Annotated in this window: 15 protein-coding genes; 3 read left to right on the forward strand and 12 right to left on the reverse strand. The window is 45.6% G+C overall.

What is annotated here, in order from left to right; translation table 11 throughout:
* Window positions 1-47: 47 nt before the first annotated feature.
* Window positions 48-1,004, reverse strand: a complete 957-nt coding sequence (locus AC2A4J_RS01335; RefSeq protein WP_255827388.1) for an AraC family transcriptional regulator — start codon at window positions 1,002-1,004, stop codon at window positions 48-50.
* Window positions 1,005-1,214: 210 nt separating this feature from the next.
* Between AC2A4J_RS01335 and AC2A4J_RS01340 the strand changes: the two genes are divergently transcribed.
* Window positions 1,215-1,529 carry an antibiotic biosynthesis monooxygenase gene (locus AC2A4J_RS01340; protein ID WP_484174596.1) on the forward strand — a complete coding sequence of 105 codons (315 nt, stop codon included), beginning with the start codon at window positions 1,215-1,217 and terminating at the stop codon, window positions 1,527-1,529.
* A 46-nt stretch (window positions 1,530-1,575) separates the two neighbouring features.
* Here the strand turns inward: AC2A4J_RS01340 and pbpC are convergent, their stop codons facing one another.
* The 9 genes from pbpC to AC2A4J_RS01385 form a co-directional block, all read right to left on the reverse strand.
* Window positions 1,576-3,864, reverse strand: a complete 2,289-nt coding sequence (pbpC, locus tag AC2A4J_RS01345; RefSeq protein ID WP_484174597.1) for a penicillin-binding protein 1C — start codon at window positions 3,862-3,864, stop codon at window positions 1,576-1,578.
* Window positions 3,864-8,768 carry an alpha-2-macroglobulin family protein gene (locus AC2A4J_RS01350; RefSeq protein ID WP_484174598.1) on the reverse strand — a complete coding sequence of 1,635 codons (4,905 nt, stop codon included), beginning with the start codon at window positions 8,766-8,768 and terminating at the stop codon, window positions 3,864-3,866. The genes pbpC and AC2A4J_RS01350 overlap by 1 nt, the downstream gene beginning before the upstream one ends.
* Window positions 8,769-8,932: 164 nt before the next feature.
* Entirely contained in the window at window positions 8,933-9,961 is a 1,029-nt protein-coding gene (locus AC2A4J_RS01355) for a peptide ABC transporter ATP-binding protein (protein ID WP_205113089.1), read from the reverse strand.
* A complete protein-coding gene (dppD, locus tag AC2A4J_RS01360) occupies window positions 9,958-10,926 on the reverse strand; it encodes a dipeptide ABC transporter ATP-binding protein (RefSeq protein WP_114410580.1) in 969 nt (322 codons plus the stop codon). Before dppD ends, AC2A4J_RS01355 begins: the two co-directional genes overlap by 4 nt.
* Before the next feature lie 11 nt (window positions 10,927-10,937).
* Complete coding sequence (gene dppC / locus AC2A4J_RS01365; RefSeq protein ID WP_441805594.1) at window positions 10,938-11,852, reverse strand: dipeptide ABC transporter permease DppC; 915 nt, start codon at window positions 11,850-11,852, stop codon at window positions 10,938-10,940.
* A gap of 10 nt (window positions 11,853-11,862) precedes the next feature.
* Window positions 11,863-12,873 carry an ABC transporter permease subunit gene (locus AC2A4J_RS01370; protein WP_114410582.1) on the reverse strand — a complete coding sequence of 337 codons (1,011 nt, stop codon included), beginning with the start codon at window positions 12,871-12,873 and terminating at the stop codon, window positions 11,863-11,865.
* Window positions 12,874-12,995: 122 nt separating this feature from the next.
* Window positions 12,996-14,588 carry an ABC transporter substrate-binding protein gene (locus AC2A4J_RS01375; protein ID WP_484174599.1) on the reverse strand — a complete coding sequence of 531 codons (1,593 nt, stop codon included), beginning with the start codon at window positions 14,586-14,588 and terminating at the stop codon, window positions 12,996-12,998.
* A 580-nt stretch (window positions 14,589-15,168) separates the two neighbouring features.
* Window positions 15,169-16,035: an NAD(P)-dependent oxidoreductase gene (locus AC2A4J_RS01380; RefSeq protein ID WP_484174600.1), complete on the reverse strand. Its 867-nt coding sequence runs from the start codon at window positions 16,033-16,035 to the stop codon at window positions 15,169-15,171.
* A gap of 443 nt (window positions 16,036-16,478) precedes the next feature.
* On the reverse strand, window positions 16,479-17,099 hold the full coding sequence (locus AC2A4J_RS01385) for an SGNH/GDSL hydrolase family protein (protein WP_484174601.1): 621 nt from the start codon (window positions 17,097-17,099) through the stop codon (window positions 16,479-16,481).
* A gap of 91 nt (window positions 17,100-17,190) precedes the next feature.
* Between AC2A4J_RS01385 and AC2A4J_RS01390 the strand changes: the two genes are divergently transcribed.
* Window positions 17,191-18,621 (forward strand): coniferyl aldehyde dehydrogenase, encoded by a 1,431-nt coding sequence (locus tag AC2A4J_RS01390; RefSeq protein ID WP_484174602.1) that lies wholly within the window; start codon window positions 17,191-17,193, stop codon window positions 18,619-18,621.
* 63 nt (window positions 18,622-18,684) lie between these two features.
* On the opposite strand, the gene AC2A4J_RS01395 is transcribed toward AC2A4J_RS01390, so the two are convergent.
* Together AC2A4J_RS01395 and AC2A4J_RS01400 are read right to left on the reverse strand one after the other, a co-directional pair.
* Window positions 18,685-20,670, reverse strand: coding sequence for a methyl-accepting chemotaxis protein (locus AC2A4J_RS01395; RefSeq protein ID WP_484174603.1), 1,986 nt, complete (start codon window positions 20,668-20,670; stop codon window positions 18,685-18,687).
* Between the two features lie 160 nt (window positions 20,671-20,830).
* Complete coding sequence (locus AC2A4J_RS01400; RefSeq protein WP_255827397.1) at window positions 20,831-21,580, reverse strand: DeoR/GlpR family DNA-binding transcription regulator; 750 nt, start codon at window positions 21,578-21,580, stop codon at window positions 20,831-20,833.
* A gap of 145 nt (window positions 21,581-21,725) precedes the next feature.
* Between AC2A4J_RS01400 and AC2A4J_RS01405 the strand changes: the two genes are divergently transcribed.
* The gene (locus AC2A4J_RS01405; RefSeq protein WP_484174604.1) at window positions 21,726-22,703 is read left to right on the forward strand and encodes an ABC transporter substrate-binding protein; all 978 of its coding nucleotides are present in this window, start codon (window positions 21,726-21,728) and stop codon (window positions 22,701-22,703) included.

Here is a 22,703-nt window from a genome sequence, read left to right on the forward strand (position 1 = left end):
AGACTGGGTCTTACCCTTTTGCCTAGTCTGTTTTTTTTAACTCTAGGTTAATGAGTAAAATGCCTTAGCGTTTGAGAAGGCAATTCCCCAATTTGTTCTCGGTATTGAGCTGAAAACCTTCCCAAATTCGTAAAACCATACTCCAACGCGACTTGTGTCACATTTCTAACGCGTTCATTGTTCTTTAATTCGGAATGAATACTTTCTAACTTTAGGCGGCGTATGTAAGCGGACGGCGTTAGTCCTGCTTCTCTTTCAAAGAGGTTATATAAGGATTTGCGGCTAATCTGGCACACCTTGGCCAATTCATCGATTGTTATGTCTGCTGTAATATTGTCTAGCACATAATTACGCACGCGTTCTACATGACGGTGTAGCGACAAAGTAGACTGAGGCTGGGTAAAGTTGCTCTTGAACATGGTTAGAATTGCACTATTAAATAGTCGACAGTAGTAGATCAATGCTCGGTCGCAAAGAGTGCGTTTATCCTGCTGTAACATGTCATTAAGTAGGTTAAATAAAGGCCCTGTCATTGGGAATACATTGGCTTTATGCTCGAATTGAATTGGGTCTTTTGTCGTTACATAGCCGAATTTTCGTGCGGTCTGGTGTAAAAAATCGGTTGGAATTTTAACAATTAACTTTCGGCAGTTTTTAGAGTTATTGGATTCAAATCGAGTGCCTGGCATGACTAAAATAGAGTCACCAGCCCGCAGTGTACGTACCTCGTTATTAGACTTACCGATGCTTTGACCGGCGAGAATGATATGCAGGAAATAAGCATTTGAAACGTTAGATGCGCGAATATTTGTGCTGTTGCCAGCTTCGTACTCTAAAATAGAAAGTGGTCCGAACTCCTTAAACGTTAACTTTGCAAGTTTCTGAAGGGGAGAGCTTTGAATGAAATAATACTCTCCAAACGCCTTATCTCGTAAAATGTTTGTTAGCGTTTGCGAAGAAGCTTCTGCGACCTGAAGGTCGTAGATAGAAAAATCAAACTTCATATTTACACCAATGCATTAATTATTTTTATAAGTCTGCAATCTTGGTAAAACAATGAATCTGTTCTACTGCATTGATCCAGTGTAATACTTGGTGGTTTGACTTAGTCATCCAATTTTGTGCTGACTTCATAAATTATTGGTATAGTAAACAATATCAATTATTTTTTTGACAGATGATAGGAAGCGATGAGAGACCTAGGAGTAATCAATTTGATAGCAAGAGAGTGGAAAGCCCGTTGCCCAATGTCTAAAAAAGAAGGTTTCATCGCCTACTTATATGAAACAGGGGTGAAAGACACATCGGCTACTGAAGGCTTTAAAGGCGCGCAAATTTTTGGGCGAGAGCTGGATGAGTTGACCTTTGAGGTGACGCTAATTACTTATTGGCCGACTCGTGAGTCAATTATTGCGTTTGCTGGTCAGGATATTGAAGTTGCCAAACTTTACCCTGAAGATGCCGAATATCAGCTAGATCCGGATACCTTTGTTCGTCATTACGAAGTGATCGAGAATCATTGGGTTTAATCTGGATCATCATGCTCGCCAAGGCCGAAGAGTTAGATCGTTATTTTTAATAGAGAAGAACCGAGAAGTCGACTTGGTCTCTTGAGCCAGCTTGGTCTATTAATGTGAGTTGATAGTTACCGGACGTTAGGTCTTTTAAGGTGGTTTGTCTTTGCTGGTCTGGTAACAAAACACCGTTTAAAAACCAGTAGAAAGGCGCTTCGCCTCCTTCGGCTGAAATACGGATATTGCGATTTTGTTGCTTAGGTAGCTGAAACGCATCTTGATCTGTGAGTCCATGGATACGGACTGCTGATTGGCGAATAATATTGCCTGTTGTTTCACATCTAGGGTCCCATCTGGGTATCCGGGAAGATCGATGTTGTTCCGGTGTTAGCCAATTATCTAAGGGGGCAGGCCAAACGGTGGCCTTTTGGCGTTTGGCTTCGATCTGACAGCTGATATTGACGCGGAGGTTGGAATCATTCGCTTGCCAGAATTGAAATTCTGCTTGGTTGAATGGCTGCTCTAGCGCTGCTGTGTTGTACCAAGTCTTAGGAATGGTGCCATCGACGATATAAGCGCTGTGGCTTTCCTCGCAATCCGTTTTAACCACGTCACCTTGTGGCCAGCATATGTCTACTTTAGACACGCTGTCGGGCATTTTTGGGGCTGGACGTTGATCATTGAGCCGTTGATAAATATTGTTTAATAACGGTACAGCGGTGACTTGACCGTAATGGCCTGGCATGGGAACACCATCGGGTCTGCCAATCCAAACGCCTAAGGTGTAATGCTGGCTCACTCCAATCGCCCAGGCATCACGGAATCCATAGCTTGTGCCGGTTTTAACCGCCAAGCCAGAAACAGAATCTGGATTATCTAATAATATTTTTCGAATAACCCAAGCAGCGCCTTCACTCAAAAGCGGTTGCTGTGATTGAGGGTCGGTAGGACTAAAGCGCAGTTGTTGTGCTTGGCCTTTGTTTCCAAGGCTGGTGTAAGCATAGACAAGATCTTCTAAGTCAGAGCCAACGCCACCGAGAGCCACTGCCAGATTAGGCTTTGCCCCGATCGGGAGTTTCAGCTCGATGCCTGCTTTTTTCATTTTTAAGAAAAAGTAAATCGGCTTGAGCTGCTCCAGAACTTGTACGGCAGGAATATTTAAGCTTTTTTGCAGAGCATGGGTGACAGAGACTGGCCCACTGACGCCACCGTTAAAATTGTCGGGTTGATAGTCTCCAAACTTAAGCGGCACATCCATTAATAAGCTTTCGCTATGAATTAAGCCTTCATCCAATGCCATACCATAAATAAAGGGTTTCAGTGTTGAACCTGGTGATCGGGTTGCCTGAACCATATCCACATAAGCGAAACGGCTGCTGTCATTGAAATCCGCCGATCCTGCGTAGACTTTTACCTTGCCTGTCTCGTTTTCGACAACCAAGGCTGCAGCCGAGACTTTTTGCCCAATTCCATGGACATAATTTCTCAGTAGGTTACTGATCTGGCCTTGCCATTGAGAGTGGATAAAGGTTTTGATCTGAGGTGCAGTGCTTTGTGTTACCAATCGGCGGGCGAGCAATGGCGCCGATTGGTAGTCTTGTTTGGTTATGGTGGGAATGTCTTCGATTAATGCGTCGTTTAAGCGCTCTGTTGACCACTCTTCCAGTGTTACTAAACGGCGCATCAACTTGTTCCTAGCTTGCTGGGCGCGTTCGTTATGTCGATCTGGTCGGTAATAGCTGGGTGCTTGTGGCAAAACCGCCAAAAGAGCCGCTTGGGCGTCTGTCAGTTGTTTCACCTTATGACCAAAGTAACCCAAGGAAGCGGCTTGAATGCCTTCGTAGGTGCCACCAAAGGGCGCATGGTTGAGATAATAGGTGAGTATGTCTGCTTTACTAAAATGCCACTCTAATTGCAGAGCACGGACGATTTCTTTGAGTTTCCCCCATACGGTTCTGGGTTCTGGGTAACGTATACGAGCCACTTGCATGGTCAAGGTTGAGCCGCCAGAGACGATGTCGCCTGTGCTTATCCATTGCCAAGTGGCGCGAGTGAGAGCAAAAAGATTGACGCCGGGGTGATCATAAAAGTATTGATCTTCGTAAGTAATGAGCGCTTCGAGGTAGTTTGGGGAAACCTCGTCTAATGTTACCGGAAAGCGCCATACGCCGTTGTCGTCAGCAAAATTACGCAAAATCGAACCATCCTCAGCAAGAACGGTTTGGCTCAACGAGCGGGATTCCAAGTCGACTGGCACAAGCTTGTCGAATAACAAGAAAGACAAAAACAACAGCATTCCGGCGATGGGTAAACAAACCCATAACCGGAATCGACTATTCAACAGCGCCATTATCGAGGCTGTATTTCCAAGGTCGTAATCGACGTACCAATGGCACGGTAATTAGGACGATACATGTCCTCTACAAAGGGCGGTGCGACCTGATACGTCCCCGGCGTGACAGCACGAACTAGGTAATAGAGCTTCTTCACAGATTTATCGGCAAGGCTCACGGAAGCCACAAAGCGATCATCCCGATACTCTTGATAGAGTAGGTTGTTTTCACGGAAGTAACGACCAAGTGGCTTTTCGTCAATCATAATGCTGTCCAGATCGACGCTGGCATTGCTGAGGTTTTGGTTTTCTAATTCCAAGCCCGCTGGCAAAAGATCAACTATCAGGGCATCAGGAATGCGTAAGTTATCATTAACCGTGGCAACGTTTAATTCCACAATGAGCAAATCCCCACTGGTTAACTGCGTCGGTGTTGTCGGCTTGCCTGTTAGGTCGTAATACTGACGGCTAATGCGTAGCCCTTCGCTGTAGGGCTTTGGTGTGTCTTTCGGTGCGCCTTGGTATTGCAGGCTGACATACAATTTTTGGTCGTCTGCGGTAATGCCTTTGAGCTTGCGCAACTGGTCGGCATCAAACACAGAATTGAACGCCTGTGTTTTAACGAGCGATTGATCCCCAGACGGCAATTGGATACTGGCACGCCATTCACTGTCTTTGTTCGCGTATTGGCGAGCAACTTTTAATAGGGCGATGCGCTCTTGTGTGCTGAACCAACGCTTGCTTTGTAGGCTCTCAATCATTTTATCGGCCAGATTGCCGTCATCCAGACCAAGCTCTAAGGCAACCGCAAGGCTAAGGGCTTGATCGCGCACAATAGAGCCGTAATCTCGATAATAAGCATATTGTTTGCGGTCAATCTTTAGAGCCAGTTCAAGTGCTTTTTGGGCTCTTGAGGTGTCATTTAATAGATGCAATGCACCTGCTAAGTGCATCCAAGCAAGACCTGACTCATCGAAGGATGGTGTTGATTTGGCATGGCTGGAAGCAACCGTGTCGTCATTATTGGTCATCGCCTGATCATAAAGACGGCGAACGAAACTCAAACTAATGGCATCAGCTTTGGCTAAGACAAACGCGGCGTAAGCGCGATAAGAGAACGCATAATAATCGGCGCTGTCGCTCCACATATCGCTTTCAGGGTTATTGTTGACAAAGAAGGTCAATCTTTCGATGGCGCGTTTTAGCATATCATCATCAACGACAACGCCTTGTTTACGCGCATCGACTAAAAACTCTGTCGCATAAACAGTGCCCCAGCGAGATTCCCAACTGCTCGAATCCCAGTAACCAAAGCCACCGTTACTCAACTGTTTAGCTTTAAGCTTTTCAATCCCATCCTGGATTTGTGTTAGGCGAAAGGCTTCGCTAAATGGTTGTTTGAATTCTTGTTCAATACTGTCATTCAAGTCGAGCTGACTGACCATGTCTTCGTTTAACAACAGCCAAGGGTAAGTCGAGCTGGTGGTTTGTTCTAAGCAACCATAGGGATAGTGTAATAGGTTCTCGAATTGGCTTCTAAAGTTGATCGCAGGACGATTAGAAATGGTCAGCATGGCTTGAATGCTGCTATCTCGTAATGTGCTTAGGTCAAAATGAGGCTTCCACTGTTCGTCTGGCTCAAGCGTCGCACGTAATTGGTTCGTTGCCCAAGGATAAGGGCTTCGCACACCAAGTCGCCACGTTCGCGTGATATTGATGTCGTCGCCATTGGTGGCATTAAGTGTAATGACACCTTGGCCTTCCATGTCCGAGCCTTTGATAGGAATGGAAAGCACGGTTTTTTCTTTATCGGCAAGCTCTAGGTTCTGCTGCAAACCTTCGCTAATGATGGCGCCATTTACTTCTACACTGACATCAAATGTCTGCTTGGCATCGGAAAGGTTATGCAGGTCAATGCTGATTTGGCTCTTATCGCCCATCGCAAGGAAGCGCGGCATGGCAATTTGTGACACAAGTTTGTCCGCGACAATCATTTCATTGTGGGCGCTGCCGTAACTGTGATCGCCATAGACCACGACCATCCATTCCAATTTGCCATTGAAATTAGGCAATTCAAAGCTGACGTCGGCTTCGCCATTGACGAGAGCAACCGGCTCACTCAGGAAGGAGATAATTTGCACATCAGATTTTGGCTTTTTACCGCCGCGGCTGAGTTCGGCATCAGATTCATTAAAGGCATCGCCACCAAATTTCTGGCGGATCATGTCATAACCTAAGTTATTAATAATCTTGCCATAGATATCGAAATACGCCGATTCAAAACGACGCGGAGCATAAAAATACTGCTCAGGTTGAGGTGGTTTATAGCGCGTAATATTCAGCACGCCTTTATCAACAAGAGCCACCGTTGCATAAAGCGGTTGATTCCCAAGTACTGATACATTCGCTACCTTAATATGCGCGCTAACTACTTTGTTTGGCTGAACTTTTTCTTCGGTGGTCAGCTCTACGTCGGCAATGGCATCTGGGCGAATGATGGGTAAATGCACAATTCCTAAGGCGCGTTTTGGTGCGACTTCGGTGACTTGGTCCGCTGGCGTTAACACCATCGCTGTGACGTATAAGTCGTGTCGATTCCAATTCTGTTGTACATCGAAACTAACTTCATTTGTGCCTTTTTCGATGTTCTTATGCAGGCTGTATTGAACGCCATTAGTGGATTCCACATTAATAATGCCATCACCAGCAACAGGACTGGTTAAACGCAATGTTGCTTTATCACCGGGCTCGTAGTGATCTTTATCCAACGACATTTGCAACATGTCGGGTTTTAAATTGCTGCTGCTTTGGTTATCCCAACTCCACTCCGTTTCAAACTCAAAGGTGCTTTTGGCTCCCGTTTCAGAGGTGACTTCCAAAATATACGTGCCCCATTGCACAGGGAAATCGACGGTGACGGCGTCGTCTTTGACGGCAATATTTTCATTACCAACCGTATAAATATGGCTCTGATAATTCCAGTACCAGCCTCGGGATTCGTTGTATTCCCAGAAATATTCGCGGTAATTTCGAGACAGGCGAACACTGAGTTTGTCAGCAGCGGGCTTGCCTTCTTGGTCGACACTCAATAGCTTAAATTGCAGAGTTTCATTGGACGCAGGTCGGCCTTTAAATAACGGCTGGATACCAACCAACTTTTCGAAGTCTGGTAACTGTATGACGCTCTGATTCCGAGTTACTGGGCGACCGCCACTTTCGTAAACGCTGGCGCTAACAAGGTAGCGCAATGGCACTGGCGTGCTGGCCCAATTATCGGGGATGGAAATCATCCCTTTGCCATTTTTATCCAGCTTGATTGCGTCGGTTTTCAGCGTGCGGCCGTTGATTTTTTCGTTGGCATTGCCGAAGTAATAGCCCTTTAGCGAAGGAAACGGTGTCGTCGAAGGTGTGACAGTGATAACCGCATCGGCATCATTACCAGCAGCAGGCGCGCCATAAAGGTAATCACCTTGGATAGGAACATAAAATTTGCTATTGGTGGGAGCATAGCGAGTTTGATTAGGAACATCATCGTAAAAGGAAAGTGTCAGGGTTTCCGGTAAAAAATCTTCGACCTGAAACCAATAGGTATCCACATAATCGTCATTAACGCTGACTTCAAGACGCCATTTTCCTGTTGGCGCCTTGTCGCCTAACTGGAAACCAGTTTGATAAAGATTGGTGCTGTCGGGCTGCCAAGTGAACTGTTTTTTGCGTTCGCCACGAGCATCGTAAAGTCGGGCTTGCAGTGGTAGATTCGCCACTTTTTGGCCGTCAAAATCGCGTAGCAATAAATTAATCGACACATCTTCACCGGGACGATAAAGATCTCGCGGGCCGTACATAAACATCTGGTAAGGGCGATGTAAGCTTGGCACATTTGGGTAGGCGGATAAGTCTAATTCATCACGGTCTAATTTTAAGAAGGTAATGCTGTCGCCATGACGAGCAACCACGGATTGTGGCAAGTCGTTGGTCGATAATTGGTAGCTGCCGTCTTGTCCACTTGTGGCGGCTTGAACGTGGGCCGCTTGTTTATCTGTTTTCGGCCACAAAAACCGTAGATTAACATTAGCCATTGGTTTTGCCGTGGCAATGGAGTGACTGTAAACCACCAAAGAGTCTTTGTATTTTCTGGCGTGTAAGCCGATGTCTGTGATGGTGAAAACTGCCGTGTCGTAGGCGTAGTCATAATCACCTGGCTTGCGGATAACGGCCACATAAATGCCTGGGGCGTTTTTTTCTAGGACGGGATCTAAATTTAAATTGTAGGTTTGACGTTGATTGGCTTTGGCATCATTTTCATAGCGTGCAGAATGGACCAAATCGGCGTATTGCTTTAGTCGTGTAAGGCTGTAGTAATCGTTCATTCCTTGCAATGATGTTTCATCAAGAAAACGGTCTAAAGCGTCATCACGAACCCGAAAGACATCTAAGTCCACCGACTTCTGATTGATAACAGTGACTGGAATGCCATTTTGAATATTACCGACAAGAAAGCTGCCTTTACCGGAAAAATTGGCGCCGGGAACGATTGCGCGGGTTTTAACGGTTCGTTCAAAGCTATGAAGGTTACCTTTACTGTCTTTCTCGGTCAGCACTTTTCCCGTAAGCGATTTTGGTTTGGTGTCGACTTTTATGGTGTATTCGGTGCTGGGTTCAACAAATGGCAGTACCCATTGGCGACCATTATTTTGCGGTATCCAGATATTGCCAGTGGTGGGATTGGGTGTCACAGAAATTGATTTGCTTAGGTCGCTTTGAGGGTCAATGGCTTCGGTAAAACGAATCACCAAGGCGGGAGCCTTGTCTTGAGTAGTTTCGCTGACATCAGAAATATAAAAATCCGCCGCGTGGAGCGTGCTGGAAAGCAGCAACAAACTCATCCAAATGAGGTGGAGACCGGATAGAACTGACCGCATGACAAGCATCCCTTTTGCGTTTATAGGCAATGGATTCTATAAGCTCATACAGTGGGTTACAAGGTGAATAGGTGATGGTCCATAGAGTAAGGAGAGCACTTAATAAAAAAACGCCCTTGCGGGCGTTAATATAGACAAAACCTAAAGTGAGGGCTGCTAGCAGCTTACGCCGCACCCACCGCAATGGCCTCAATACGGTTTTCTTCCACAGCATGACAAGCAATCATGTGGCCTTGTTCTTGCTCCGCTTGATCGTCTAATCGCAGCAATGGCGTTTCGGTTTTACAGCGGTCGTTGGCATAGCTGCAACGCCCGTGGAAAGCACAGCCAGAAGGTGGATTAAGCGGTGAAGGCAGTTCGCCTTGTAGCTTAATACGCACACGGCGCTTATCTGGTGAAAGCTGCGGCGTACTAGAAAGCAATGCTAAGGTATAAGGGTGTTTAGGGTTTTCGAACAGCTGTTCGCGAGAGCCTTGTTCCACCACTTTACCCAAGTACATCACCATGACGTCGTCAGCGATGTGCTCGACCACGGACAAATCGTGGGAGATGAACACATAGCTCAAACCAAACTCTTCCTGCAAATCCATCATCAAGTTCAATACTTGTGCTTGAACCGATACGTCCAGTGCGGACACAGGCTCGTCAGCGACGATGACATTTGGGTCGAGCATCAAGCCACGAGCAATGGCGATACGCTGACGTTGGCCACCCGAAAACATGTGCGGGTAACGGTCGTAATGTTCGGTTTTTAAGCCGACTTTCGCCATGATAGTGAGGGCTTTTTCTTTGCGTTCTGCTTTGGAAAGCTTGGTATTAATCACCAAAGGTTCTTCCAAAATAGCGCCGATTTTCTTACGTGGATTCAGCGAGCCATAAGGGTTCTGGAAGATGATTTGGATCTTCTGGCGCAGCTTCGCTTGAGCATCTGCGCTCAAGGTTAGTAAGTCTTCACCAAGGTGCGCTAACTTACCGCTGGTCGGAGTTTCAATCATGGTCAGCATGCGGCCAAGAGTGGATTTACCACAACCAGATTCGCCTACTACCGCCAAGGTTTTGCCTTTTTCAAGATTGAAGCTAATACCATCAACGGCTTTCACTACCGCGTCAGGCTTAAACAGACCTTGTTTGACGTGGTAATGCTGTTTTAAATCTTCGGCTTTCAAAATTAACTTGCTATCGGATTGGTTCATGCGGCTGGTCTCCCTTCGCGGTCCAATGGCGTATGGCATTTCACTTGGCGATCAAGGTCGCCTTGGTTCGCAGGTTCAACCTTGCGACAATGATCGGTCGCATAAGGACAGCGTGGGCTGAGCAAGCAACCCAACGGGCGGTCATATTGACCCGGAACCACACCGGGTAACGCTTCAAGGCGTGCTTTGCCAGAGGCGGACTCTGGTAAAGAAGCCAGTAAGGCTTGCGTGTACGGGTGTTTCGGTGTGCTGAACACTTCCGACGCTGGGCCAGATTCGACAATTTGACCCGCGTACATGACGATAACGCGATGAGCCACTTCGGCCACGAGAGCCAAATCGTGAGTGATCAGCACCAAGCCCATTTGCTTCTTGCGTTGCAGCTCGATCAATAGATCTATGATCTGTGCTTGAATGGTCACGTCTAGCGCGGTTGTCGGCTCGTCTGCGATCAATAAGCGTGGATCACAGGCAATGGACATGGCAATCATCACACGCTGGCTCATGCCGCCTGACAGCTGATGAGGATAATTGTCTAAACGTGATTCCGGTGCCGGAATACCCACTTGTGTTAGTAACTCAATAGCACGGGTTCTTAGTTCTTTCTTGCTGCCGCCTTGGTGCGTTTTTAACGCTTCCATGATCTGATAACCCACGGTGAAACAGGGGTTAAGACTGGTCATTGGATCTTGGAAGATCATCGCAATGTCGGAGCCGGTTAGCTTACGACGTTGTTTTTCTGGCATGGCTTGCAGATCTTGACCATCGAAGGTTAATTGGTCTGCGCTAACTTTGCCTGGGAAGTCGATCAAGCCCATGATGGACAATGAACTCACACTCTTACCTGAGCCAGATTCCCCAACGATGCCGAGAACTTCCCCTTCTTCGACTTTATAACTGATGTTATCTACGGCGCGAAAATTGCCGAAGGTAACGCTTAAATTTTCCAACTGTAACAGTGACATAACAACCTCTCTTACTGTTTCAACTTGGGATCAAGGGCATCACGCAAGCCATCGCCCATGAGGTTAAACGCCAGTACTGTGATCAAAATCATCAAACCGGGGAAAGTAACCACCCACCACGCGCGCTGAACAAACTGCAACGCATCGGCCAACATAGAACCCCATTCAGGAGTTGGTGGTTGTGCGCCAAGGCCAAGAAAGCCAAGGGCTGCCATATCAAGAATGGCGCTGGAGAAGCCTAACGTTGCTTGCACGATCAATGGCGCTAAGCAGTTTGGCAAAATGCATACAAACATCAAACGCAGCGGGCTAGCACCGATTACGCGTGAAGACGTCACATAATCTCGGGACATTTCTGCCATGGTCGCTGCACGGGTCAAACGCACATAATGCGGTAGTGAGACAATGGAAATCGCCAAGGCAGCATTCACTATGCTTGGTCCTAAGATGGCAACGATCGCAATCGCCAACAACAAGCTTGGCATCGCCAACATGATGTCGACGATACGCATGATGGCTGTATCTATCATGCCTTTAAAATAGCCTGCAATCAGACCCAGTAAAATACCCATGATCAAAGACGCGGTAACCGCGACGAGGCCAACAGCAATAGAAAGGCGTGAGCCATAGATCAAGCGAGATAAGATATCTCGGCCCACATCATCTGTTCCTAATACAAAAGACCAGTTGCCGCCGTCTAGCCATGCTGGTGGCAATAACAGCGCATCGCGGTATTGGTCAGATGGGGAATGCGGCGCAACAAAGTTAGCAAAGACTGCCATAAAGCAAATAATCGCAATAACGACTAAACCGGCTACAGCGCCTTTGTTGCTGCTAAAATAGTGCCAAAACTCTTGTAATGGCGTCATTGGTACTGGCGCAGTCAATGGAATGTCTGTCGTGGACGTTTTTGTAGATGTTGTCATAAACGCCTCCTTATCGGCTGTGTCGAATTCGTGGGTTAACAATGCCGTAAGTGATATCCACCAAGAGATTCACGACAATGATGATACAAGCGACAATCAAAATACCGCCTTGTACAACGGGGTAATCACGGCGTCCGATAGACTCGATTAACCATTTACCAATGCCCGGCCAAGCAAACACGGTTTCGGTCAAAATGGCGCCGGATAACAAAATACCCACTTGCAGACCGATAACGGTAATTACTGGGATCAAGGCGTTACGTAGCGCATGAATTACGATGACTCGCCAAGGTGCAATACCTTTCGCGCGAGCGGTACGAATGTAATCTTCGCTTAATACTTCCAGCATAGAAGAGCGCGTCATACGGGCAATAACCGCCATAGGGATGGTGCCGAGAACAATACTTGGCAAGATCAGGTGCGAAACCGCGGAAGAAAACGCGCCTTCTTCACCGGACAATAATGAGTCAATCAGCATGAAGCCGGTAACGTCGTCTATCCAGTACACCACGTCGATCCGTCCAGAGACGGGTGTCCAACCCAGATTAACGGAAAATACCAACATCAATAGTAGCGCCCACCAAAATATGGGCATGGAATAACCGGTGAGAGAAAACGTCATCACCGAATGGTCTATCACGGTTCCTCGTTTTACCGCAGCAAAAATACCCGCGGGCAAACCGATTAGAATTGCAAAAATAGCCGCACAAAAAGCCAGTTCAATCGTGGCCGGGAAAAGTGTGAGGAATTCTTTCATTACCGGTTCTCTGGTAATGAGGGAGTTGCCTAGGTCTCCCTGTAAAACGCCAGTGACATAGTTGTAATACTGCATGTACAAAGGCTGATCAAATCCTAACTGGGCACTCAACTCAGCGTGGCGCTCTGCGCTCACACCGCGTTCACCAGCCATGACTTCGATTGGATCACCGGGAATTAAGCGAATAAGGGTAAAAGTCAGCAATGTAATCCCGAGGAAGGTCGGAATAACAAGGCTTAAGCGACGGAAAATAAATTGGAACATAAAGGACAGGCTCTCTTGGGATGTTATGCGACCGAGTATTTTGCTCGGTCAGCAAAACATCTGCTCGCGTCCCAGCGAACAGATGTTTTGTTTAGTCCGAAGACCGTATTTCTAAACGTTGATTACTTGCTGACGTTGTAGAAGTAATGACCACCAAGTGGGTCAATTTTGTAACCTTTCACTTCTTTACGGATTGGCTCGTAAACAACTGAGTGAGCAACTGTGATCCAAGGAGCTTCACGTTTGAAAACAACTTGAGACTCTTCGTACAACTTAGTTCGCTCTGCTTTGTCAGATGTTTGTTTTGCACTTAGAAGTAAGTCGTTGAACTCTTCGTTACACCACTGTGCACGGTTAGAGCCGCCAACGCCGTCACAACCTAGCAATACGTATAGGAAGTTATCTGGGTCACCATTATCACCAGTCCAACCTAGCAATACGGTATCGTGTTCACCTTTTTTAGAGCGGTTTAAGTACTCACCCCATTCGTAGGAAACGATTTCCGCTTTTACGCCAACTTTAGACCAGTCTTCTTGCATGATTTCAGCCATACGACGTGCATTTGGGTTGTATGGACGTTGTACAGGCATTGCCCAGATGTTGGTTGAGAAACCATCTGGATAACCTGCTTCAGCAAGTAATTTCTTCGCTTTTACAGGATCATACGGGTAATCAACGATGTCTTTGTTGTAAGACCACATGGTTGGTGGAATAGGGTTCTTAGCGACTTTACCTGCGCCTTGGAAAACCGCATCAATGATAGCGCTCTTATCCGTTGCTAAGTTTAGGGCTTGGCGAACACGAGGATCCGTGAACGGTTTTTTCTGTGTATTAAATGCCAAGTAACCAACGTTCAAACCTTCCTGGTTCATTAGGTTGATGTTTGGATCCGCTTCCATTTGCTTAAGATCTGCAGGGTTTGGGTACGGCATAATATCACATTCGCCCGCTTTCAATTTCGCGTAACGAACAGAGGCATCTGGTGTGATAGAGAAAACAAGACGATCAACTTTTGCTTTGCCTTTCCAGTAGTCTTCAAACGCTGTGTAGCGGATCAAAGAATCTTTTTGGTACTGAACTTTTTGGAAAGGACCTGTTGCAACTGGATCAATATCTAGCTTTTCAGGTGTGCCTTTTTTCATGTAGAAATCGGCTTGTTCCTTAGAGAAAATAGACGCGAAGTCCATTGCAAGGTTAGCAATGAAAGGCGCTTCTGGTTTCGTCAAAACGAACTTAACGGTGTAGTCGTCGATTTTTACCATTTCTTTAATCAAAGTATCCATACCCATGCCAGTGAAGTACTCGTAAGAGCCGCCGGACACTGTGTGGTAAGGGTTTTCTTTGTTGCCTTGACGATCGAAAGTGAAAATTACATCGTCAGCGTTAAAGTCACGTGTTGGCTTGAAGTCTTTTGAAGAATGGAACTTCACGCCTTTGCGTAAATGGAAAGTGTATTCAAGACCATCGCTTGATACATCATAGCTTGTTGCTAAGCCTGGCTCTGTTTCAGTCGTTCCAAGTTTGAATTCGACTAAACGGTTGAACATGTTTTTTGATGTCGCATCAAAAGTTGTACCAGCAGTATAGAACGCTGGGTTAAAGCCCTCAGGGCTACCTTCTGAACAATAAACTAGTGTGGATGCTGCGTGAGCGGATGTGCCAATTGCTCCAGCGGCCATGAGTGCAAGCGTCAGTTTAGCTAACCCTTTTTTCATTGTAACTCTCCATTAGCATAATTATATTCGTGTTTAACACGTGGGAAGTCGAATCAAGGTATTCGTTACTTTTGTGATTATCTTGGGTAGGTTAAGAGCCATCTTTTTAGTTCGAGTCTTTTACAGTTTTAAAAACAAACCCCATCCAAACTCCTAGTTCGAATGGGGTTGCTCTGCCTCGTCCCTGAGCCCCCTTTAGCTATAAATAATGATCCTGAATAAACAGAAGCATCAAAAACAGCGTCTTTGAAGATTACTCAAGCCAATTTAAATAACCAATCGAAATAACGATATGTCCTATGCGTGTAATGAATACAAAATTCCTATAAAGCAGCGGAAGTCTTGATAACAAAGGCTTTACAGATAAATTGCTACGTAAGGAATAGGGAAGAAAAGGGGTTATTTATTTTCACAAGCATGCGAAAAATTGAAAAAAGAGAGATTGAAAGAGGGTTTTTAGCGAGTTTTTGTATGGTTAAAAAGAGAACCCCCCTTCTTAATGCTCCCCTTGAAAATAAGAGGGAGTGTGGAGGGGAATAGCACAAGCTCCTCCCCCTGCTAAGAGGGAGGTTGGGATGGGTTACTTTTTATCGAGGGCTTTTATTAGGACTGAAGTATCTTGGCGACCACGACCTTCGGCGATGAGCGCTTGGTAATCCTGATCAACCGCCTGAGTTAATGGAATCTTGATGCCCATTTTTTCCGCTTGAGCTAGGCACAGACCTAGATCTTTATGCATCCATTCAATGGCAAAGCCGAAATCAAACTCATTTTTCGCCATGGTTTCACCGCGGTTTTCTAATTGCCATGAGCCAGCCGCGCCATATTTTAAGGTGTCGACCAATGAAGCGATATCTAAACCAGCCTGTTGGGCGAAACGAATCCCTTCAGACAAACCGGACAATACACCACCGATGAGAATCTGGTTTACCATTTTTGCAATCTGACCGTTACCGACAGGACCCATTAAGCTGGTGGCTTTTGCGTAGCAATCTAATACAGACTGAGCTTTATCCAAATCGCTTTGCGAACCACCTATCATCACGGTTAATACACCGTTTACGGCACCTGCTTGGCCACCAGAAACGGGCGCATCCATAAAGTGGAAACCACGTTCTTGCGCTGTTTGATGAAGTTCTTTAGCCACTTCAGCTGAAGCGGTTGTGTGATCAATAAAAAGCGTGCCCACTTTGGCTTGTTGGAATACGCCTTCAGGGCCTAAGTAAATAGCGCGCAAATCATCGTCATTGCCGACGCAAGTTAAGACAATATCAGCATCTTGGGCGGCAATGGCAGGCGTTGTTGCGAAAGTGCCTGTGTATTCCTCACACCAGTTTTGAGCTTTTTGAGTCGACCGGTTGAAGACCACAACAGCATGACCTGCTTTACTTACATGTCCTGCCATTGGGTAGCCCATGGTTCCAAGTCCGATGAAGCTTACTTTCATTGCGTTTCTCCTTACTGCGTTTGTTCAAGTTGCTATAAATCATACGCATTTGTCGGTTAATTACGAGGTACAAAAAAGAGGGAAATCAGGCATACAGATAGTGAAAAAGAGTCAGATATCGGCCTTTCTACTACATTTTTTGCTTTATTTCGATTCTGCGTATTTTTCACCCACCCTGTGGATAACTTTGTGTAAGAAAAACACAGCGACCGATTATTTCGTAAAAAAGCGCCTATTGGCGAATAATCGTGCATATTTTATACGATTTTCATTCTTTCCTTTTGCTCTTGTAGGAATTACCTCTTTTGTCAAGGCCTATAAATAACAAAATGCTGAAAAAGCGTCTTAATGCATCTAGTTCCTTCAGATTGGTTTGTTTTTAATCAAGACGCTGGTTTTGTGTGGTGATATTTAAAAAATCAATTTAAAACAATGGCTTAAACCTAAATGCGATCTTTGATTAAAGGGTAGATGGCGTTTGCTAAGTGTTCATTTCCTTGCGTGTCTAAATGAACCCCATCGACTTCACTGGGTTGTAAAACCCCAGCCGCGTTGAGAAAAATACATTGGTTCTTAGAGGCAATATCTTGGTAGTACTGATGAAAATGTTGTGATTTTTCAATGGCTCCGTCAAAACTTTCAGCAACAGAGCCCGTTGGGGATAAAATATTTGGCGGAGCGACTATGACAAGGGTTGGCGCAGGAAAACCATTGTCATTCGGCATTCTTGACTTTTCGATCAGTTTCTCGACGCCTTTTGCGGCCTCATAGGCACCAACATGGAAATGTCGCTTCAAATCATTAGTGCCTAACATCAGGATCAAAATATCGACAGGGCCAAAGGTTTCTAAGGCGGCTTGAAGGTATGACAGACCATTGCGACCTTCTAAGAAAGGGTCATTCCAGATGGTGGTTCGTCCCTGTAAACCAAAATTAATCACTTGGTGCTGGTGGCCTAATAAGTCGTTCAACAAGGTCGGCCAACATAGATGTTTTGGGTAACGTCCACCATTAGGTATCCGCCCCCAAGTAAGAGAATCCCCGTAACATAAAATAGTAGCCATGATTTGCTCCTTGCATTAATAATGAGTCATTAGATAGTGTAGTTAATCTACGGCGTTTGATCACAAAATAATAACGAGCTGTGAGGCCCATATGAATATAGTTTCTTCTACTTTTTCTTCGAAAGATGATATTCACTCGGCTTTTTCTCGTCTGAAAAAGGTGACTCAGCAAAATGCCTTTCCCTCTGCCCAAGAGCGCCGACAAGTTCTTATTCGTCTGCAAGCCTCATTAATGGATCATGAAACCGTTTTATTAGAGGCATTACGAAAAGATTTTGGGACACGTGCCCATGAAGAGTCTCGGTTGATTGAACTTGTTCCTTTGCTTGGGGAAATAAAACACGCAAAGCGTTACCTTGCTAAATGGATGAAACCGTCCAAACGTCATGTTCACATCAGCACCTTACCTGCCAGTGCTCAGGTGTTCTATCAGCCAAAAGGTGTGATAGGTATCATCTCACCTTGGAATTACCCTGTGTTGCTGTCCCTAGGGCCTTTGGTGGGGGCGTTAGCCGCTGGTAATCGAGTGATGATGAAGTTGTCTGAGTTCTGCCCTGAAACCAATCGAGTGTTACGCGATGTCGTAACTCAGGCGTTAGGAGGCGATTGGGTGGAAGTGATAGAAGGCGAGGCCGATATTGCTAATGAGTTTAGTAAGCAACCTTTTGATCACATATTATTTACTGGCTCGACGTCCGTTGGCCATATCATTATGCGTAACGCGGCCGAGCATTTAACGCCAGTGACTTTAGAGTTGGGCGGAAAATCTCCGTTGCTGGTCGCACTATCAGCGGATTTGCGTGATACGGCTAAGAAGCTGGTCTTTGGAAAAATGCTCAACGCAGGACAAACCTGTGTCGCGCCTGATTACGTTATGTGTCATGCCGAGCAAAAGCAGACCTTAATCGATTATATCAAACAGGAGCTCGCAACTTATTATCCAGAAGGTGTGTTGAGCCCTGATTATACGAGTTTGATTAATACTCGCCAATTAGACCGCCTGAAAGTCTATTTAGACGAAGCCAGAGCCGCTGGAGTCGTGTGTGACAATCTAATGCCCCAAGGGCCAGAGGAGAGTGATGGTAAGCTGGCGTTGCATGTGCTGCATCAACCTGATGATTGCTTGAGTGTGATGCAGGATGAGATCTTTGGGCCTTTGCTGCCCATTTTAACTTACACCGATCCGTCCGACGCCCTGTCTTATATCCAGCAACGACCTCGGCCGTTATCTATGTACTTGTTTACGCAACACAATGAAGATCAAAAGCGATGCGAGGAAAATATTGCCAGTGGTAGCTTGGTGATCAACCATACCCTAGTGCAAGTAGCGCAAGCGGATTTACCCTTTGGAGGCATTGGCGCATCGGGCATGGGCGCTTATCATGCTGAAGAAGGCTTTCGTACCTTTTCCCATAGCAAATCGGTATTACATAAACGTGGGCCGAATGTTCTTGGCTTGTTAAGGCCGCCATACGGACGTCGTATTCATGGTTTAGTTGCAAAATACTGGCGATGGCTTTAATAAAATAAAATCCCACGCTGATCTCTCAACGTGGGATTTGTCGTTCTACTGTATTTTATATATCTATTTCAACGCATTGAGTCGATTCGCAATGGCGTCGATCTCTTTACTCATGCGACTAAGCTGACTAGAGTCGCTGGCGTTACTGCCAGTTAACTCTTGCAAGCGAGAGACAAACTGGCTCAAGTCCTGTGACACTTTTTGCTGTTCGCCAGCGGCCACCGAGATTTGCGTTGCTTGATCTGTGATCTGAGAGAAAGCGCTCACCACTTGTTGTAAGTGATTCGCTGTCGACTCTGCAGTTGACACGGCACGTTCAGTTTCGCTGTGCCCCAGTTCCATAGAGCTAACGGATTCTTTCGACGCAACCTGCAATCGGCCAAGAACTTGCTCAATTTCCACCGCAGAGCTTTCACTCTTCGCGGCAAGGTTACGAACTTCATCGGCCACTACCGCAAAGCCTCGACCTGTTTCCCCAGCTCGAGCTGCCTCAATCGCCGCGTTGAGTGCAAGTAGGTTAGTTTGCTCAGCAATGTCACGAATCACACCTAACATACCATTCGCACGACGACTGTCTTCATCCAGCTTGAGAATATTGGTTTGTGCTTGGCTCATAGCACTGGTAAGAGAGCGCATCGTTTCGATGACGGTATTCATTTTATCGCCACTGCTGCGTACGTCTTTATGAATGCGTTCAACGGTTTCTCTGGTTTCGTTAGCGTACATGGCAACGTCATGAGAGGTCGCTCCCAATTCTTCTGTTGCCGCCGCTAAGGTAGTGTTTTCATCACTTAGACTGTTTGCCTTATTTAAGAAGTCATTACTGAATACGCTTAAACGACCTGCATCTTTTACAAGGTTGGCAGATTCTATGTGGATTTGTTCGAGCAATTTCTTCAGTTTGTCGCCATAAGCATTCACAGCCTGGCGTAAATCACCTAATTCATTCAATTTACCCACTTCCAGTTCTTGGGTGCTGCCGCCATCAGCCAGCTCTTGAATTTGTTGCGTTGTTTGGGTGATCTGACTAAGTAAACTACGGAAGAAAGAAATAGCGATGATGCTAACAATGATGAGCAAAGCCCCAATGACAATCATCAAGAATAAGCCCATGCTTTGAGCGATTTCCGTCATTCTTTCTTTTGGTACGACTAAGCCTATAGTCCAGCCTGTTTGTGGGTGTTTGATTAAATCCACATAGGCTGCACCATCTAAAATAGCATCGTGATCAAGCGAGATAACTTGCTCTTTACCCTCTACTTTTTTCAACGCAGGCTTTAACCATGGAAGCTGATTGCCAAGCTCTGTTGCCGTAAGCATACTGCCATCGCTTTTTACTATATTAGCTTCCCCTTTTGGAAAGCTTAATACTTGGCCTGTTTGGTCAATGGCGAAGACATAACCTTGGTTTTCAGTACCATATTGTTCAAGAGATTTGGTAACGCCATCGAGCATCATATCGACCGTAGTGACACCGGTAAATTGATTGTTTTCTTTCATTGGTATGGTACAGGTTACCATTGGAATATTGGTGACAGGATCTATGTAGGCTTCGGACCAAGCACACAGTTTTTGTGAAGACGTTTTGCCAACAGTGTACCAAGACTCGTTGTGATAACCCGACCCAGCAGGATCATTGTAATCGTCGAGATAACTCATTTTAGAGCCATCACGCCCCCAGAAAAAACTACGTCGCTCTGTTCCGGATGTAAATGCAGAAGGTTCTGGCCAAATACCACCACCCGCTATGCTTTTGTCATCATGGTTATTAATAATACTAGGGAATAGCTTTTTGAAAAGCGCTTCTTCTTTAGGAAGCTGAGAGCCTGCTAATGCAAGGGTACTAGTAAGTAATTGGATTTTCTCTAGCTTGGCACTGAGTAATTCAGTTAATCCTTTTTGATTTACGGTAATTTGTCTTTGCCGTTCTGCGGTTAAGTCGGGTTTTACCTTTATTTCAATAACGATATAAATACTGGCGAGAGCGAGCAAGAGAATGACCACTAAACCAATATTAATTTGCTGTCGAATTCTTAACGGTGATTTCATAGTAGCCTCATTCTGCACAACACGGGGAAGGGTGTATAAGACAATAGTCTTATACACAGACTGAGAGCAAGAGTATTTTTTATACAATCCATATAAAGGTTTTATCCTATCTTAGTTTTCCAAAAAAGATTTTTCATTTTATATATTAGATCTGTGATTGTTAATAGAGTATTTCAATGTTTTGATAACTCAAAATACTGAGTAAAGACGAGGAAGGTTTGTGGTCTGTAATAATGCAATCATAATCGCTCATTTTTCCCCATAAACAACGGGACTCTGTATCAAATTTAGTGCTGTCGATAACCAAAACTCGATAATGGCAATGTTCAACCAAGGCTTCTCGTGCCATGACCTCGTCATCAGTGAAATCAAATAAATGGCCCTGTTTATTAGCTGCGGCGACAGAGAAAATGCCAATGTCCGCTCTGTAGCGCTGAAAAAATCGCATGGCATCACCACCGATAACGTCTTGATCGCGCATTCTGACGCGCCCGCCTGAAATAGTCAGTTCACAGTCTGGGTGCTCGCATAAATTACGTGCGGCATGAAGATTAGTCGTCATTACCTGCAAACCTTGAAATAGTGCAAGTTGGTTGGCGACTTCGGCCACGGTTGAACCACTTCCAAGAAAGATGGATTGATAGTCGGCAAGCTTGCTTATACAAAGGTCGGCAATGTGCTTTTTTCCGGCAGCATGGCGTATTCGACGTTGATCGAAACTGATGTTTTCTCGATGAGGAAAAGGAATAACTTCGCCATGGCTGCGTAATACCAAGCCTTTTTCCGCTAATAACCGAATATCTGAACGAACGGTTTGTACTGAAACCGAAAATTCGTCGGCAACAGCTTGTAGCGTCTGACGTCCTTGTTTATTCACCCATTGCACGATGTCATAGTGCCTTTTGTTCATAGTGATCCAGTCCTTTTCATAAGGCTTTATAAGTGAAAATTGTCGAAACGAAAGTAATCCAGCATTAAACGAAATTTTTTCGTCACTATAGTGTCAAATTATGTCGGTATTGTTGCAGCTCACTTATCAAAAAGAGAGTTTCTCCATGACCGTTAAGAAGACCTTGTTGCTATGTGCTGCGGCGCTTGCTTTTCCTCTTTCCGTACAAGCTCAAGATGTTTTGACCTTGTATACCAGTCAGCCAAACAAAGATGCACAAATGACGGTGGATGCATTTGAAGCAGCCAATCCTGATATTAAAGTGGAATGGGTGCGTGACGGAACGACCAAGTTAATGACGAAGTTGCGTGCTGAGTTATCGTCTGGCGTGGTGAAACCCGATGTATTGCTTATTGCCGACAGCGTGACCATGGAATCCATGGTATCGGATGGTTATTTGTACTCCTACATGAGCCCTAATCGCGATCAATACGAAGACAGTTTGTACAGTGAAGATGGCTATTATTACGGAACGAAACTGATTACTACAGGTATTGTTCGTCATAAAAAGGCACCACAACATCCAACGGGTTGGAGTGATTTCGTCAAGCCTGAATATAAAAACCAAGTCGCGATGCCAAGCCCTTTGTATTCTGGAGCAGCTTTGATTCATCTTGCGACGCTAACCGATGATGAATCACTAGGTTGGAATTATTATGAGCAGTTGCATGCCAATCAGGTGATGGCACAAGGCGGCAATGGTGGTGTACTGAAAGCAGTGGCATCGGGAACGAAACCTTACGGCGTTATTGTGGATTTTTTGGCAATACGCGAAGCTGCGAAAGGCTCGCCGATAGAGTTTATTTTCCCTAAAACAGGCGTGTCCATGGTCACTGAACCTGTGGCCATTATGAAGGAAGCTAAGAATAAAGCCGCGGCAAAACGCTTTGTGGACTTCTTATTATCCAAAAAAGGTCAGGGTTTGGTGTTAGAGCAAGGATATTTGCCAGCTCGTAGTGATATTGGCGTGCCAGAAGGCTTTCCAAAACGTACCGATATTCGCTTGATGCCGTTCGATGCAGCAAAAACATTGCGCGATAATGAGGCGAATAAAGCGCGTTTTAGCAAGATCTTTGAAGGTTAA

Source organism: Marinomonas sp. ATLA20, assembly GCF_057180105.1.

Bases quoted from the DNA above. Each gene is read 5' to 3' on its own strand.
- AC2A4J_RS01335 (WP_255827388.1), bottom strand. From the start codon at position 1,004: ATGAAGTTTGATTTTTCTATCTACGACCTTCAGGTCGCAGAAGCTTCT.
- pbpC (WP_484174597.1), bottom strand. From the start codon at position 3,864: ATGGCGCTGTTGAATAGTCGATTCCGGTTATGGGTTTGTTTACCCATC.
- AC2A4J_RS01350 (WP_484174598.1), bottom strand. From the start codon at position 8,768: ATGCGGTCAGTTCTATCCGGTCTCCACCTCATTTGGATGAGTTTGTTG.
- AC2A4J_RS01355 (WP_205113089.1), bottom strand. From the start codon at position 9,961: ATGAACCAATCCGATAGCAAGTTAATTTTGAAAGCCGAAGATTTAAAA.
- dppD (WP_114410580.1), bottom strand. From the start codon at position 10,926: ATGTCACTGTTACAGTTGGAAAATTTAAGCGTTACCTTCGGCAATTTT.
- dppC (WP_441805594.1), bottom strand. From the start codon at position 11,852: ATGACAACATCTACAAAAACGTCCACGACAGACATTCCATTGACTGCG.
- AC2A4J_RS01370 (WP_114410582.1), bottom strand. From the start codon at position 12,873: ATGTTCCAATTTATTTTCCGTCGCTTAAGCCTTGTTATTCCGACCTTC.
- AC2A4J_RS01375 (WP_484174599.1), bottom strand. From the start codon at position 14,588: ATGAAAAAAGGGTTAGCTAAACTGACGCTTGCACTCATGGCCGCTGGA.
- AC2A4J_RS01380 (WP_484174600.1), bottom strand. From the start codon at position 16,035: ATGAAAGTAAGCTTCATCGGACTTGGAACCATGGGCTACCCAATGGCA.
- AC2A4J_RS01385 (WP_484174601.1), bottom strand. From the start codon at position 17,099: ATGGCTACTATTTTATGTTACGGGGATTCTCTTACTTGGGGGCGGATA.
- AC2A4J_RS01390 (WP_484174602.1), top strand. From the start codon at position 17,191: ATGAATATAGTTTCTTCTACTTTTTCTTCGAAAGATGATATTCACTCG.
- AC2A4J_RS01395 (WP_484174603.1), bottom strand. From the start codon at position 20,670: ATGAAATCACCGTTAAGAATTCGACAGCAAATTAATATTGGTTTAGTG.
- AC2A4J_RS01400 (WP_255827397.1), bottom strand. From the start codon at position 21,580: ATGAACAAAAGGCACTATGACATCGTGCAATGGGTGAATAAACAAGGA.
- AC2A4J_RS01405 (WP_484174604.1), top strand. From the start codon at position 21,726: ATGACCGTTAAGAAGACCTTGTTGCTATGTGCTGCGGCGCTTGCTTTT.